Source organism: Maribacter caenipelagi (assembly GCF_004364175.1).
In the GTDB taxonomy this organism is placed as follows: Bacteria; Bacteroidota; Bacteroidia; order Flavobacteriales; family Flavobacteriaceae; genus Maribacter; species Maribacter caenipelagi.
The window spans coordinates 138029-154183 of the sequence record NZ_SNZW01000001.1 but is presented as its reverse complement, the minus strand read 5'-3'; the positions used below and the strand labels follow the sequence as shown (position 1 = coordinate 154183).

The following is a 16155-nucleotide window of genomic DNA, read 5'->3' as shown; positions in this document are numbered from 1 at the left end:
CAAGGCATAGCATCTGAATTTTGGTTTCAAATGCAACTTAAAAAGTGTAAACGATGTTTCTATAACTCTGTAAAGGATGTTTGTATATCGTACCATAAACAAGCTTACGGAATAGCTAAATTAGGTTTGGATTATGATAGAAACTATGTGGTTAGATTGAGCTATATTTTCTTTGTTTTTCAGCTCATTTCTTCCTAAATGAAAAATAGACGTACCATCTTTTAGAAAGATCACCTTTGGCGGTATAGATTTTTGGTACTGAAAAATTTGGTTTTGTAGACAAATCGTGTTCTAAATCGTGTTCATTTTCGTGTTCAATTGTAATTGCTTGCAGAAATATAGACATAAAAAAACGGTTTAGAGTGAACTAAACCGTTGTTTTACTTGAATTTACTAATGTAGCGAGAGGGGGGCACGATCCCCCGACCTCCGGGTTATGAATTTCCCTCTCAAAATTTAAAATGCCTATATAAAGGCGTTCTAGAGATACTATATTAATGAATCGTGTGCAAAAACGTGTTCAGTTTTGTGTTCACTTATGATTAAAATTTTATCGAATTTACGTAAAATAATCAGTATAAAGTCATTTTAATTGCTGCAGTAATACGTTAACACTTAAATGGTTCTTCAATGTCTTGTAATCTTTCTTCTTTTCGAATCCGAGGTGTATTACATCTCCAAAATTTCCTTTCAATTCAAGTTCATGTAACACTTTTAAAATATCAGTAAAATCTCCTTCTAAATTAAAGTTATAAGTATATTCCGTTGAAGTTGAGTTTTGAAAAAGATGAGGCTGATTAAAATCCATCACTTTTACATTATTCTTTTTTGCTTCTAGATTTATAGTTCTGATTAAATTGTTCTGAATAGAGGTGTCATTAAGATCCATTTTAGTAAGAATAGAATCAAAATAGATGTTCTTTTGACTTAGTATACTAAGTTTTTGAGGGATGTTATTATAAAGTTCAGCTTGACTTTCTAGCGTTTTTAGTTCGGTTCTAATTTGAAACGTTTTCTTAAAAGCTAAATGATAACTTGAAATTAGCAGCATAACTATACCGAGCAATAAAAGCTTGTTTTTATTATTTATCATCTGTCTTTATTTCAATTGAAAATTCAGAGCTATTATCATTAACAAAATCAAAATCAAGGGTTTCTATTGAAACAATCCAGTCGTTTTTTTCTAGAATTTCTATCCATTTTGAAAATTGATTATTATCATTGCTTAAACCAGTAAGTAAAATGATTTTTTTATCAATAAATATGGGCTTGTTATCTTGAATATTTTTTGTTAATGGTTGATAATCAATCTTGTTAAGAAGTATAGATTGCGGAATTGATTGTGCTATTTTATCTAAATAATATGTGCTTTTTGAATTTGACGAATTTGAAATTATATTTATTTTCTCTTGCTTTATTTTTATTGTATTCTCTAATTTTATCAGGTTTTCTTTTTGAGAATCACTCGCTAAAAGGTTTGTTTGTAATTCATTTGCTTTAGAGAAATAGTGATTATAGAAGATGAAATTTACTAATAACAGCATGCCAAAGAAAGCCAAAGCGAACTTTCCAACACCATCAAAAATTCTTTCATTCTTTACATGACCGTTTAATTTTTGATTTTTATCACTAAAATTAGTAAATCGTTGATTCTCATTCAGATGACTTAATATTTGTCCAAATATTAATAAATTGAAGTTAGACATTTTTAACTCATTGATTTCGTAAAACACTTCTTGGTTAATTGTGTCTGATTTTATTTCAATGATATCACCATTATTTAATTTTAGATTTTGGCTATTTAAATAGAGGAATTCTTCATCCGTATATTGTAAGATTTCTTCAATACCAGATACGCCTAAACTAATCTGAAAGGGTGTTATTTTAATCTGAGATAATTTTTGAAGTACAGAATCAACAAATTCCTTTCTAGAAATCGATACTATGGAATTTTGTGATTTTTGAATGATTTCCCAATAAAAGGTTTTAATCTCTATGTTAGGGAAGGCTTCATTAACTAACGCAGCCTCTGCTGATATACTTGGGTTGCTTAACTGCTTTGTTAAAATAGAATCATTGTTAAAACATAAGAATAGGGGGGTGGTTCTATTTATATGAAGTTTAATATCTTCAAGATTATTTAAGATTAAACTTTTTGAAATGACCAATTCATCTTTCAGTTTTTTTATTTCTAGAAAATAATAGATATCTCCATTGGCAGATGTGTTAATTTCTAACCCGGCGAAAATAGAACCTTCGGTAATATGTCTAAGAATTCTTTTTATCATTAATAAATTACTGTAGGCTTAATTAGTATGGTCAGTTTCTGTTTTACATCCTCTCTTTTTCTCTGACTAAATAACCATTTTATAACGGGTATTCTAGACAATAAAGGGACACCATTGCCTGAATCATTTTTTACCTTTTCTTCAAGCCCTCCTAATATTGCCAAATCTTGATTTTGCATTCTTATAATAGAACTAAATTCTCTGGATGTTAGACCAGGAGGTGCATCATCTTCGATTCTTTCCCCATTAAAATCAGATTGAACTACATTAATATCTAAAGTTACCTGTCCATCTCCAGAAACTAGTGGTTTAATACCTATTGCTAATTCAGCATCTATAGGTAAATAATTTCTAACCTCAGATGTTGTAGGTATTTGTGATCCGAAAAAGTTTTGATTTGTGACTACGTAGTATGTAGTTTCACCAATGGATAGATTTGCCCTATGACCGTTTAAAGTTGAAAGTTTTGGAGACGAGCGTATTTTTAAGTTTCCATTTGCCTCCATAGCTTTAATATTGGCAAAGAATTCAGGTATAACCTTACCCATATTAAAAGAGCCAAAACCATCGAAACCTCCAATTATTTTATTTACAGTATTAGCACCTAAAGTGACATCTGTTGACGGAAAAAGGTTTCCTTGGGTGTTAACAGGTTCACTTCCAATACCCCAACTGATTCCAGTTTCAACTGTTGCAGATTTTTTAACTTCAATAATCATTACTTCAATGAGAACCACTGGTACTGGTTTATCTATCTCCTTGATGAAATTTTTAAAACGATTAATATTAGATGCTGGTCCACTAACAAAAAAGCTATTTAATTCATAATCTACCTTTATTTCTAAATCTACTTTAATTTCATCGGGTAGAATACTTACAATAGCTTCAGCACCATCTTGATAATCTCCAAAACTACTACTAGTTTGAGTATTTAAACTTCTTTGATTACTATAAGAGTTTTGTTGACTTCCTGCTGTATTAGAATTGTTTCCAAAGTAATTTACGCTGCCTTCATTTGTTCTTCCTGAGGAACGTGAGCCTCTAACTTGAGAAGGATTTCCAAGTAGTTCTACTGAACGGTGCATTAATTGAACAACTTCAACCTTTCTAAGACTTAATTGGTCGGCTGTACCAAAAAAGTAAATATCATCTTGTTTTTTAAACGTGAAATTTCTTGAATTGTTGGTGGGTTCTGCAACTTCAGGCTGTCTAGAAGTTCTATTTTGAACGCCATTAGATGGCACCTGCTCTTTAGGTGACTTCGTTATTTGCCCAGTAAAAATATGGTTCAATAATTCATCAAAAGTAATATCCTTTGCATTAAAAGTTACGTTACCAGCTTCTATAAGCGGAGTGGCTGTGTAAATGTTAAGCTTAAGATCTTGTTTTAGACCATTAATTAATGAGGATATTGGCGTGTTTTTGAAATCAACATCTATTCTTCTTCTTAAGGTGTCTACAACTTGGTATCCTAAATTATTGAATACTAAACGCTGATTTGAATCGATTGCGCCTACTGCATTGCTTTCATAAGAATCAAATAAATAAAATCCATCTTTAGATTTTGAAAAGGTTAAACCATTGGTATTGGCTAGTTTTTCCATTGCAATATCAAAAGGAACATTAGATAAATAAATGTTCAAAAGTTTTGAATCTAATGCATTAGAGAATAACAAGTTGTTACCAGATAGAGCCATTATTTTTCTGAATACTTTATCTAATGGGTCATTTTTTAAATCAAGACTAATGAGTTTGTTTTCGTTTATGTATGACACCTGAATAACTTTATCTTCAGGAATTTCTACAGGCGGTAAATATCTTTTTATAGATAGTATGTTCCCTGTAAACTCTATGTCTAAACTATACTCTTTACATAAATAAACTAACAAATCACTAACGGTAACATTGTTGAAGTTATTTACAATTGAAATATTCTGAATATCTGGAGAAATGGAAATATTTAAATCGTGAACCCTCGATACGGCTAACAAAAAATTGGGTAAAGTCACATTATTAACATTGAATTCAAGCTTTAAATTCTCATTTAACTCTGTATTTTCAAGGGATAATAATTCTAACTGATTTTTTATACTTTGAATTCTATCGGCAGACTGCCCACTTATGTGAAGCGATGCCATTAGAATAAGTAATATTAGTAGGTTTTTCATGTGTTAAATTTATTCATGGAACTTAAAGTTCTAACTTGATAATAAAGGATAAGCCTCTTCTATAGAAGTAGTTCCTTTATTTATAAGTTCAATTGCATTTTGCTTTAATGTGAGAATATTAAACTCTTCAAGAATTGTATCTATTTCTAATACATTTTCTCTAATGGGTACTCTTAACTCTTTATGTATAGGCAATATTTCATAAATGGCCTCTCTGCCTTTATAGCCTGTATGGTGGCAAGAATTACACCCTACAGCTGTATAATGATATTTAAGTTCTTTTGGTATTTTAAAATTTGAAGGAAATAAACTTTGATCTATTTCAGATTTCACCTTACAATTATTACAAAGTTTTCTCACCAATCTTTGCGCTAAACTCATGTTCAAGGTACTGGCAATTAAAAAAGAGGGTACCCCCATATCTATAAGTCTAGAAATAGTGCCCCATGCAGAATTGGTATGTATGGTAGACAAGACCAAATGACCTGTCTGTGCAGCTCGTATAGCTATATTTGCCGTTTCTGCATCTCTAATCTCACCAATCATAATTATGTTTGGATCCTGTCGTAAAAATGTTTTTAAAGTTTTTACAAAATCTAATCCTATATTTTCCTTTAGTTGAACTTGGTTAATTCCATCTAGAGTATACTCTATAGGATCTTCTAGAGTTAAAATATTATCCTCCTCTTTATTTAATTCCTTTAGGGTCGCATATAAGGTGGTAGTTTTTCCCGAACCCGTTGGTCCAGATATCAAAATTATTCCACTAGGTTTTTTAAGACTTTCTCTGTAAATTTTTAATTCATTTTTAGAAAAACCAAGTTTGTTTAAATCGATAATTGTGCTGTCCTTACTAAGAATTCTTAATACTAGTTTTTCACCATTTAATATTGGTAACGTAGATACTCTTATATCAAATTCATTGCCATTTGTATTTATAGAAATACGACCATCTTGGGGCAATCTTTTTTCTGCAATATCAAGATCAGCTTTAATCTTGACTTTGTTTACCATTGTTGGATATTTGTCTACTGGTATGACAAATTGTTCTATTAGTTTTCCATCTATTCTAAAACGAACTCTACAGCGTTTTTCGTAAGGTTCAAAATGTATATCACTGCTTCCCATATTTTGGGCATCAATTAGTAACTTTTCAAGGAAATCATCAGAATAATTAAGACTATTCACCTTTTTACTGGTACTTGTCCTATAATTAAATGTCAATAATTTTTGTAGTTCTCCTGTAGTGCAAATTTCAAGTACAACGTTGGTGTTTAATATAATTTTTAATTCGGTTGATAACTGTTTTGTTTCAGAGTTATCTGTTTTAAAAACAATTTCATTTTTATGAATTCCAACAGGTACTATCCTATAATGGAACGCTTGTTCAGAAGATATTTTCTGAAGTACATTTGCAGGTATATTATAGGTAGTGTTTTTTGTCATTAGAAGTTATATAATGAAGGTAGTTTTGGTAGAAATTCAATGGATAAAACAAATGCTAGAAATAAACTCATTAAGCCCGCTAATGGAATACCGTTAGCTTTATTTTTCTTCTTTTGAATTAATGACACCATTAACGAAAATACGATTGATGAAACAAATAATATTAAAAAGGTAACTGTTGGGAAACCTAAGGCAAAGGCATAAAAAAAAAGTACATCTCCAAGTCCAAAACTTACATTTAAAAATTTCATTCCTCTTATAATTCTTGTATACAGAAATAAAATTGTTAGTATACTTGTTGTTAAAATGATATTCATTACTAAGAAAATATAGCTGTACTGAATAATGGTTTTGTTCTCATATAAAACGAACAACAACAATCCCGTAATAGGAAAAAGAACCCAATTAACTTTTCTCTCTCTTATATCTTGATAGGTTATAAGCGCTAGTACAATGAATAACGATATTTTAATGGTAATGATCAATCCTTTATTATTTGTTTAGGATTACCATTTTCGTCTATTTCCCATACATTGAATATACCGTCACCGTCAAAATCTGTAATAGCTTCAGCTTTCGCTTTAAAAGTTGCATTGTCAGCACTGATAATTTCATACACATAATTGGCAGTACCGTTCTCTTTTACGGTTTTAGGGGCCACAAAATCTAATTCGTTTAAATCATTAGAATATTTACTATACATATATCTATGTGTAGTTTGTGTATTATAGATAGCTTTTAACTGAGTTTGAGCTTCAATACTTTTAGCCTTTGTTATTAACGGCATTAAATTGGGTAATGCCAATAATAGTAGAATACCAATAATTGCTAAAACAATTAATGTCTCTTGTAGATTTAATGCTGGTATTTTTCTTTTAAAAATGGATGAAATCATAACTTTTGTTTTGGGAAATTTCACTTTACTATAACAAGAAAATAAGATGTATAGTATTTTAATATAGTATTAATCCTATTTATTGGTGAAATAAATGAGATTCTAAATAAAGCCTTTAGTTCTAGCCATTTTTAGTAATTCCAGGTTACCACCTTCAGGTACGCCTAGTAATTTCTTTAATTCTTTTTTTCTTCTCTCAATAGTGGGTAGCGATAAGGGGATGTGATTGGGTAAATCTTTCATTTTAGAACCTAATGACAAATGATATAATATTTTACGATTGTAACTATCTATATAGATGTCTTCAAAATTTGTAGGACTTAAAAGATTGTTTACTCTCTCACTGTAATATGTTTTGTTATTCAAAACCCTGCAAACAGCTGTAATTAAAACGTCCTCATCTATGTCAGATTTAATTAAGAACCCTTCTGGTTTTATACTATTAAAAATATTGGTGATATACTGCATATCATTTAAACCGGTTTGGATTATAATTTTGGTTCTCGGAAATTTTCTTCTTAAATGCATGCCTAAATCTTCACCATCATTAATTGAATTAGATTCAGTACCAGGTAAATTTATGTCTAGTAATACAAGTTCAAAAAAATCATCTTTAAGTTCATTCATTTTTAAAAGAACATCATCGCAATTATTACAAGAGTGAAGGTTTAAATGATAATCTTCTTGAATTTGTTCAAGAGTTATTTGATATCCTCTTACCACCATAGGGTGATCATCAACAATTAATAGTTTGGTTGGTTTTTTCATTTTATGCAAAATATGATACCAAAACGATGAATAAATTAAAATGTTTTGTGTCTTTATTGTTTTTATGATAAATGTTTAAGAAACCTTTAAGAAGTTAAAAACCAAAAATCAGATTTTGTAGGAAATAGAATACATTATGATGGGTTATCCCTCAAATTATTTTGTTTTAAATGCAATAGAACTCTTCATCCATTTTACCACTCATCTAGAAAAACCGTAGATAATCGAGGTTTTGTTAATTTATTTAAGAATAATTTACGGTTCATCGAATTTACCTTGTACGAAATCCAGAAAAAAAATTGATTTGTTGAACTGATGAATATCAAATTCGTAATCGCTTCTATATAAATTAATATGAATATCACTTTTGAGAATAGGATAACGATTGAAAGAATTTTAGGTAATTAAATAATTGATTATGAGGTGCGTGGTGTTTTTAGTGGTTTTACTTTTTTATACAATTGTGGATGCACAAAACCTTGCGTTAGATAAACCAACATCTCAATCGAGTACTTGGTATAGTGCTGTTTCATCGAAAGTTGTAGATGGTAACACCAATGGAAATTATGCGAATGTTGGTCATACTCAGAATGAACCCATCATGTGGTGGAGAGTTGATTTAGGAAGTCAATTTGACATCAGTCAAATCAGAGTATTCAATAGAACTGATGATGTAACGTATAGAATTATTGGGGCTCAAGTATATATTGGTAATGTAGATTCTACTAATCCAGAAGATTATACCGCTGTAGGCAATCCATTAGTAGATCAACCACTTACAGAAATAAATGATGTTTCTGTACTTGGTCAATTTGTTATGGTTCGACTTATTTCTTCAAATATTGATGCAGTATTAGCTCTCGCAGAGGTTGAAGTTTATGGGCATGAAGCTTCTAGTGAAAATGCGAATAGTAGTGCTGAAGGTTTATGGAATTTAAACAACAACAATGTTTTTTACAATCAAGGAGGAAATGTTGGAATAGGAACAAATACCCCCGATTCAAAATTAGCGGTTAATGGAAATATTAGAGCCAAAGAGATTAAAGTTGAAACAGCAAATTGGCCAGACTATGTTTTTTCTGAGAACTACAATTTACCAACACTTCAAGAAGTTGAAAATCATATAACAAAGAATGGTCATTTAATTAACATTCCTTCAGCAGGAGAGATTCATAAAAACGGCATAGAATTAGGTGAAATAAATCGGTTGCTTTTGGAAAAGATAGAGGAGCTAACCCTTTATATAATTCAATTGAAGGACGACCAAAATGAACAGAACATTAGGCTTAAGAATCTAGAAAAAACTCAAAAAAATAAATTCAATCTCTTGAAAATATAGTAAAGAATATAAAGAGAATTAAATAACTAAAATATGTCATTAAAAAATTCACTATTTACCTTAATAGGGGTGTGCCTTTTTTTGGGTGAACTTAATGCCCAAAACAATTTAATTGATCCTTCTTCCTGGACTGTAGGAAGTGGCGCTATAAATGGATTTACCAATTATGGACTAGAAAGTGAAAATGAAAGAATTCAATATACAGATCCATATGGAAACTCTAGTGTTATATGGATGGCTAAACCCGAAGGTGGTTCTTCAAATTCAGCAGATGGAGGGTGTTATTCCCCATATATAACTATTGACCCCAGCAAAACTTATCGCTATTCCATTTGGATGAAAAAAACGGGAAACACAATCGGTTCTTCATATTTTGGTCTTTCCGTTCTAAATAGTTCTTGGAGTGGGTCTATTCTTTTAATGGATGGAACTCCTGGAAGCAACCCATATTTTTGGTGGGGAGATCTTCCCGAGCTGGATAAATGGTACTTAATTGTAGGATATGTACACCCTATATCCTACAATGGTGCTGATTTGGGCGGAGTATATGATTCAGTAACTGGAAGCAAGGTTTCAAGTGAAACCGTGGTAGATTTCAAATTCGGGGATGGGAGTGTACGAACTCTAAATAGAGGCATCTTGTTTGCAAATAACAATAATAATACCAATAGGCAATATTATTGGAACCCGACTATTTATGAAGTAAACGGTCAAGAACCTTCAATTCCAGAAATGTTAAATCCAAATTCAACTACAGAATCAAACAATAGTTCTAGTACTTCTGTTTGGTCAGAGACGAATTCTATAGCTAGTTATACCGGTAAAGTTGGTATCGGTACCACAACCCCCGGTAATTATGAACTGGCGGTAAATGGAGAAATTAGAGCTAAGGAAGTTAAAGTTGAAACTGCAAATTGGCCGGATTATGTTTTTGCATTGGATTATAATCTACCTAGTATTAAAGAAGTCCAACAACATATTCTGGCAAATGGGCACTTAATGAATATCCCTCCAGCCGTAGAAATGGAAACTAGAGGTTTAGAGCTAGGTGAAATGAATCGGTTGCTTTTAGAGAAAATAGAAGAATTGACTCTTTATATAATTGAATTAAAGATTCAGAATGATCAGCAGCAGGAAGATATAGATTATTTGAAAAAATAAACTAGATAAAATATTAATATGGTAAAATATAAACTTATAATTTCTACGATAATTTGTCTATGGACAAGTTTGTTAAGTGCACAAAACAGTGATAATTCAAATTTTTTGAATGGTCTTATATCTGCTTATTCTTTAGAAAACAATTCTAATATTATTGATGAGCAGGGTACCAATGATGGAACGGCAATAGGGGTTTCTTCAGTAGTTGGGTCTATAGGCAATGCATTAAATTTTACAGGACTACCGACCAGCATGATTACTATTCCAGAATCTACCAGTTTAAACTTAAATGGTACAGAGTTTACAATTATGGTAGATATCTATCCAACTTCTAACGGGCAATCTGGTGTTAGTGTAATTCTACAAAAGGGATATGAAACATCAGGTAATAATATATATTCTGTTGCCTATAACTCTAGTAATAAAGTAAGGTTCAGAACCTTTACCAATGGAATTCAAAGAGATTTTGTCAGTACGGCAACAGCCCCATTAAATACTTGGTCCCGTGTTATTTGTACTTGGAAATCAGGAGAGCCAAAAACCATTAAAATAAATACTATTACAAATACAGATGTTGCGGCGTACAGTGGAACACAAACTGTTAACACAGGTAGAGATTTAACCATAGGCTCATATGATGTTTCTCCTGCCTCCAATACTAGAAGTTTTGTTGGGAGAATGGATAACGTTATGATCTGGAATAAGGCGCTAACATCAGCAGAACAAAATACGTTGGTAAATGACAATCTAGGCTACAATGATTTTAGTACAACAACAGAACCAAGCACCGGAAATGAATCGAGTTTATGGACTAGCAACGGTAATAATATTTTTTATACTACTGGTAATGTAGGCATTGGTACCATAACCCCCGGTAATTATGAACTGGCCGTAAATGGAGAAATAAGAGCTAAGGAAGTTAAAGTTGAAACTGCAAATTGGCCGGATTATGTATTTGAAAAAGTTTATGCCTTGCCAAGCCTTGAAGAGGTTCAAGAGCATATAGCACAAAAGGGACATTTACCTAACATACCTTCTGCCAAAGAAATTGAATCAAATGGTCTAGAACTTGGTGAAATGAACAGGCTTTTGTTGGAAAAGATTGAGGAAATAATGCTGTATACAATTCAACAACAGAAAGAAATTGACGAATTAAGATTACAAATACAAAATAACCAACCAAATGAAGAATAAACTATTTTTTATTGTAATAACTGTACTCGGTTATAGTTCCATTTATGCCCAAAATCTAATCCAAATAGATGATTGGGTAGCAGGAACATCAGGTAGAACTGATTCCTTTCAAAATCAAGGTACAGACTCTCAAAATTCGAGAATTAATATGGTTGGGCCTTATGGCGATAATACTGTAGTCTGGCAAGCTTTAGCAGATGGGTCTTCAAGTTTTAATGGAGGTTTTTCGGCAAACGGAGTTATAATGGATACAGACAAAGCTTATAGAATAAGTTTTTGGATACAGTCCCAGGGGGACATGAATTGTACCAATTACACAGGATTTACACCCTATGACACCTCTGGTAATTTGATTCAACCTTTTGAAACTGAAAATGGCAACCAGGTTAGTTGGCCTTATCATTCGTCGTTAAATATGCCTAATAATAAATGGTTTTTAGTAATTGGTCATATAAGACCTAATGCTAATCCTGATTTAGGTATATCGGGTATTTATGATCCCTTAGAAGGTACCACTACGTCATTACCCTCTCCAACATTTGAAACCACCGATTTTATTTTCCCGTCCAATTATGCTCAAATTTCAACCCGTATACGTGCTTTCATGTGGGCATGTGGAGCTGGAGAAACAATGTTAATTGCCATGCCAAGAGTAGAAGAAATAAATGGACAAGAATTGTCATTGGCCGGGTTGTTATATGGACAAGAAGATGGCGGTGGAACAGATCCTGTAAATCCAGGTAGTACAGTTTGGACTACTGACGGTCAAAACATAAACTACTCTTTAGGTAACGTCGGTATTGGTACAAATGCTCTAGTTGATTTTAAATTGGCAATTGATGGTAACGTGCGTGCCAGAGAAATTAAAGTAGATACTGAAATTTGGCCAGATTATGTTTTCAATAAAAACTATGAATTATTGACTCTTGAAGAAGTTAGAAAATTTATTGAAATAAATGGGCATTTACCCAATATACCATCAGCATCTGAAATTAAGTCCAACGGTTTAGAACTCGGTGAAATGAATACACTACTCATGGAAAAAATCGAAGAGTTGACGCTTTATATTTTGGAGCAGGATAAACGTATTAAAACTCTAGAATTGAATAGAAATTAATAATCAAAGTATATCATTAAGGATAGGATCAATCATCAACTTAAACGTCAAATTATGTTAAGTTTTAAAAAGTATAAAATTATATCTCAATTATCCATGTGCCTTTTTATTACAATGGCTTATGGTCAAGAATTACCAGAAGTAATACCACCTTCGCCAGAAACTGCTGCACTTTTTAAATATCAGGAATATCCAATGGACTATTCAACTGGTTTACCTCAAATTAGTATTCCTTTATTTGAGGTAAAAAGTGGAGAGCTTAGTATACCTATTAGTATTAGTTATCATGCTTCTGGTTGTAAAATTTCTGATGTAGACGGTCCAATAGCAACAGGCTGGAGTTTACATGCTGGGGGGTCAATATCTAGAACCATACATGGTTCGTCTGATTTTGGTAATGGAAGTAATGAAAACTTCCCATTTCCTTCTCCATTTGTTACAACTGATTTTAATGCTAATTTTGATGATTTGGCATATGCAGAGAGTATAATGCAGTATTCCGGGAATCCTGATTTGACTAATATTTCTGATTTTCTCGATAGTGAATATGATATATTTTCTTATACCATTAATGGTCAGGGTGGTAAATTTATTTTTAAGGATAGTCTAAATTATAAAAAGCCAGTACTAATACCTTCAAAACCGATTAGAATTAACCCTATAGTTGTTAGTGATAGATTAGCTGGTTTAAAAGTATTAGATGAAAAGGGTAAAGAATTTAACTATGGAGCCTCTGAAACTAATTCAACTCAAAAAGGAGTAACTACAGCTTATAACATAAGAACAATTATTTCTGCAGATAAAACTGATACTATAAATTTTGATTATTATGGAGATATTCAACAGAAAAAAAGTTTTGATGAGAATATAATATTAACCGATGCTATTTTTCCAACACCAAATCTCAGTCCTAATTATTATAAAAATACTGTTGCTGTTAACAATACTAGTTTTTATCAAATTTCTAGATTGAGTAGAATTTCATTTAAAAACGGTTTTGCAATTTTTAATTTAATTGAAAATGCAACTGGAAATGAAACAAATGTTGAGAACATTGAAATTTTTTCTAATGAAGATATAACGAAGCCTTTAAAAACTATTCGCTTTTATAGATCTCCATTACATAATAAATTTAATCAAACAGTAGTAACACATAAACTTGATAGTATAATTATTGAGGATAAACTTAACAAAGCTGTTGAAAAATACGCATTTGAACACTATCCTACACCAGGGTCGAATAATGAGTCTAATTTTTATATTAATCCTAGATATAAGGATTGGTGGGGTTATTATAATGCTTCTGATGTTTATGACTTAATACCAGAACAAGAAGTTAGTACTATCATTCCATACAACGTTGGTTATACTGTAGGTAGCTCTAACACCAATAGAGAACCAAATTTAAATGCAATGATGAGTGGGGTAATTAAAAAAATTATATATCCAACTGGTGGCAGCTCTGAGTTTGTTTATGAACATAATATTTATAAAAGCAGAGAAGATAATCTATTAAAAAAAGGGCCAGGTCTTAGGCTCGCTAAGTTAATAACAAATGATTTAATTGGTAATAAAGAAGTAAACGAATTTGAATATGGGTTGAATAATCAAAAGTATGGCTATTTAGATTTAGAACCTTTACCGCAATATTTTAGATCAGAAAAATTAATAATAGATTTCCTAGACGGTGGTCCTAACTATTATAATGTGACACATAAACGCGAAACCATTTTTCATAGTTCATTTGTGCCTCAACTTAATGAGTTGTCTTCGAGACCGGTTCAATATTTAAATGTCACTAAATATCACGGTACCAAAAACGAAAATATTGGAAAAACAGAATTTATTTATAAACGTAATTTATGGGGCGTTAGACCTGTAGGTCCAGGTTTATGGGATATTCCATCTTTCGATTATTTAAATGCACCAGAAATTGATAGCGAACTAGTTTATAAACGTGAAGGCCTATCTAATTATATTGTTACAAAGAGCAAACACTATAATTACAGTACAATAGAAATTGAAAAGGTAAAAGGTCTTCATATGCAAAGAAGAGTTTCTGCCTTAGGGGGTAGGGTTATTAGTTCTGGCTTATATCCAGAATCTCATTTAGCGGAAAATAAACAGATTAATTCTAATGCCCCTAGTCTTAATTTTCGTCAAATTTATTTGTACAGAGAATATGAAATTCCAATTGGTTCACATAATCTTTCTAATGTACAAGAAACTCTTTATGATGAGAGTGGTATGCCAACAATAGTTAGCAATACCAGTTATAAATATAATTCTCATCAATTGATTGAACAAATAACTACAAGTTCATCTGAAGATGATAACATTGATTATATAGAAGAAATTACATATCCATTCGACTATCCTGCTACTGGAGTTTTTAGTCAAATGATAAATTCAAATCTTTTAGATTTTCCAATTGAGAAAATTAACTTTAAAGGAGATCGAAATTTAGGTACTATAAAAACGGATTATTCTATTTGGGGCTTAGCCAATCCAATGATTAAGCCTTTATCAATAGCTTCTAAAAAAGGTACAGGGTCATTTATACCCGGTATAGAATTTAAAGCATACACTTTAGATGGTAATATTAAAGAAGTTACAAAAGCTAATGGACCTTCCATATTCTATGTATGGGGTTATAATGAAGAATATCCTATAGCAAAATTAGAGAATTTAGATGCCTCAAAAATAACGCCCACCATACAGAATTTAATCGATGAGGCTACATCGAAATCTAATCTTGACGATGACCGTACCAAAGGTTTTATTGGTAAAGAGGGCGAATTGAGACAGGCGCTTGTAAATCTTAGAAATGCTCTACCTGATAATGTATTTATGTCTAGCTATACCTACGATACCTTAATTGGTATTACCAGTAATACAGATGCACGAGGTACAGTATCGTATTTCGAATATGATGATTTTGGTCGATTGATTAATGTTAAAGACTTAAATGAAGATAAAATAAAAGACATTAAGTATAATTACGCTAACGGGGGTAACTAAAAAAAGTAAATTATGAAAATCTATTTTAAAAATATTAAAGTAAAGTATTATTTCACTTTATTATTATTTATCTGTTTTAGTTCTTCATTATTTGCGCAAAATGTTCAAATAGTGGGTCCTACTACCGTAAACAAAGGTGAAACTCATAGGTACTATCTTTCTAGTACAGGTTTCAACACTTTTAATTGGTCTGCTAGCGGTGGTTCAATACCATCATCTGGTAATCAATATAGCGACGTATATATAACATGGAATAGTACGACTGGGGGAGGACAAGTAGTAGTTTCTTATATGGATGGTACGCAGCAACGTTATGCAAGTAAACCCGTTACTATAAAAACACCGGTAGGTCAAGTATCGAAACCAACAGGAACTACAAATATTTGTCAAGGAACTACTTTTACCGATTATAGTGCAAGTGCTACTGCAGCTTCAAGTTATACTTGGTCGATTGCAAATGCAGGAACCTCTACAATTAATGGTAACGGACGCGTAACATGGGCTTCAAATTTTTATGGTACGGCTACAATTACGGTGAGAGCTAATGGAAATGATGGGTCTTTTACTACTAATAGCACAACCGTAAAAGTTACGGAAACCTTAAAAACATATACAATAAGCACCAGTGATCCACAAAATAATAACGTATGTCCCGGCGGCACTTTGAGTGTCAAATTGAGCGATAGTCAGGTTGGGGTAATCTATCAGCTTTATAAAAACGGTTCTAATAGTCCTGCGATACAGACTGGTAGTGGTGG

Annotated in this window: 14 protein-coding genes; 7 read left to right on the top strand and 7 right to left on the bottom strand. The window is 31.7% G+C overall.

What is annotated here, in order from left to right; genetic code table 11:
* On the top strand, nucleotides 1–198 hold a 198-nt coding region (locus DFQ03_RS18915; protein ID WP_208295876.1), incomplete at its 5' end, for a hypothetical protein.
* 385 nt (nucleotides 199–583) lie between these two features.
* Here the strand turns inward: DFQ03_RS18915 and DFQ03_RS00720 are convergent.
* From DFQ03_RS00720 to DFQ03_RS00690, 7 genes are all read right to left on the bottom strand, one after another.
* Complete coding sequence (locus DFQ03_RS00720) at nucleotides 584–1093, bottom strand: hypothetical protein (RefSeq protein WP_133671124.1); 510 nt, start codon at nucleotides 1091–1093, stop codon at nucleotides 584–586.
* A complete protein-coding gene (locus tag DFQ03_RS00715) occupies nucleotides 1083–2288 on the bottom strand; it encodes a hypothetical protein (RefSeq protein ID WP_133671123.1) in 1206 nt (401 codons plus the stop codon). The genes DFQ03_RS00720 and DFQ03_RS00715 overlap by 11 nt, the downstream gene beginning before the upstream one ends.
* On the bottom strand, nucleotides 2288–4456 hold the full coding sequence (locus DFQ03_RS00710) for a type II secretion system protein GspD (protein WP_133671122.1): 2169 nt from the start codon (nucleotides 4454–4456) through the stop codon (nucleotides 2288–2290). Before DFQ03_RS00710 ends, DFQ03_RS00715 begins: the two co-directional genes overlap by 1 nt.
* A 30-nt stretch (nucleotides 4457–4486) precedes the next feature.
* Nucleotides 4487–5902 carry a GspE/PulE family protein gene (locus DFQ03_RS00705; RefSeq protein WP_133671121.1) on the bottom strand — a complete coding sequence of 472 codons (1416 nt, stop codon included), beginning with the start codon at nucleotides 5900–5902 and terminating at the stop codon, nucleotides 4487–4489.
* The gene (locus DFQ03_RS18910; RefSeq protein ID WP_208295875.1) at nucleotides 5902–6387 is read right to left on the bottom strand and encodes a hypothetical protein; all 486 of its coding nucleotides are present in this window, start codon (nucleotides 6385–6387) and stop codon (nucleotides 5902–5904) included. The genes DFQ03_RS00705 and DFQ03_RS18910 overlap by 1 nt, the downstream gene beginning before the upstream one ends.
* Complete coding sequence (locus DFQ03_RS00695) at nucleotides 6384–6797, bottom strand: general secretion pathway protein GspG (RefSeq protein WP_133671119.1); 414 nt, start codon at nucleotides 6795–6797, stop codon at nucleotides 6384–6386. The genes DFQ03_RS18910 and DFQ03_RS00695 overlap by 4 nt, the downstream gene beginning before the upstream one ends.
* A 102-nt stretch (nucleotides 6798–6899) precedes the next feature.
* On the bottom strand, nucleotides 6900–7565 hold the full coding sequence (locus DFQ03_RS00690; RefSeq protein WP_133671118.1) for a response regulator: 666 nt from the start codon (nucleotides 7563–7565) through the stop codon (nucleotides 6900–6902).
* A gap of 418 nt (nucleotides 7566–7983) precedes the next feature.
* On the opposite strand from DFQ03_RS00690, the gene DFQ03_RS00685 reads away from it, so the two are divergent.
* The 6 genes from DFQ03_RS00685 to DFQ03_RS18705 all read left to right on the top strand — a co-directional run.
* Entirely contained in the window at nucleotides 7984–8904 is a 921-nt protein-coding gene (locus DFQ03_RS00685; protein ID WP_133671117.1) for a galactose-binding domain-containing protein, read from the top strand.
* A 33-nt stretch (nucleotides 8905–8937) separates the two neighbouring features.
* Nucleotides 8938–10065: a tail fiber protein gene (locus DFQ03_RS00680; RefSeq protein ID WP_133671116.1), complete on the top strand. Its 1128-nt coding sequence runs from the start codon at nucleotides 8938–8940 to the stop codon at nucleotides 10063–10065.
* Between the two features lie 18 nt (nucleotides 10066–10083).
* Nucleotides 10084–11259 (top strand): LamG domain-containing protein, encoded by a 1176-nt coding sequence (locus tag DFQ03_RS00675; protein WP_133671115.1) that lies wholly within the window; start codon nucleotides 10084–10086, stop codon nucleotides 11257–11259.
* Nucleotides 11249–12376 carry a hypothetical protein gene (locus tag DFQ03_RS00670; protein ID WP_133671114.1) on the top strand — a complete coding sequence of 376 codons (1128 nt, stop codon included), beginning with the start codon at nucleotides 11249–11251 and terminating at the stop codon, nucleotides 12374–12376. The genes DFQ03_RS00675 and DFQ03_RS00670 overlap by 11 nt, the downstream gene beginning before the upstream one ends.
* A gap of 54 nt (nucleotides 12377–12430) precedes the next feature.
* Nucleotides 12431–15397, top strand: a complete 2967-nt coding sequence (locus DFQ03_RS00665; protein ID WP_133671113.1) for a hypothetical protein — start codon at nucleotides 12431–12433, stop codon at nucleotides 15395–15397.
* A 12-nt stretch (nucleotides 15398–15409) separates the two neighbouring features.
* Nucleotides 15410–16155 (top strand): hypothetical protein (locus DFQ03_RS18705; RefSeq protein ID WP_208295874.1); only part of this gene is annotated, 746 nt, incomplete at its 3' end.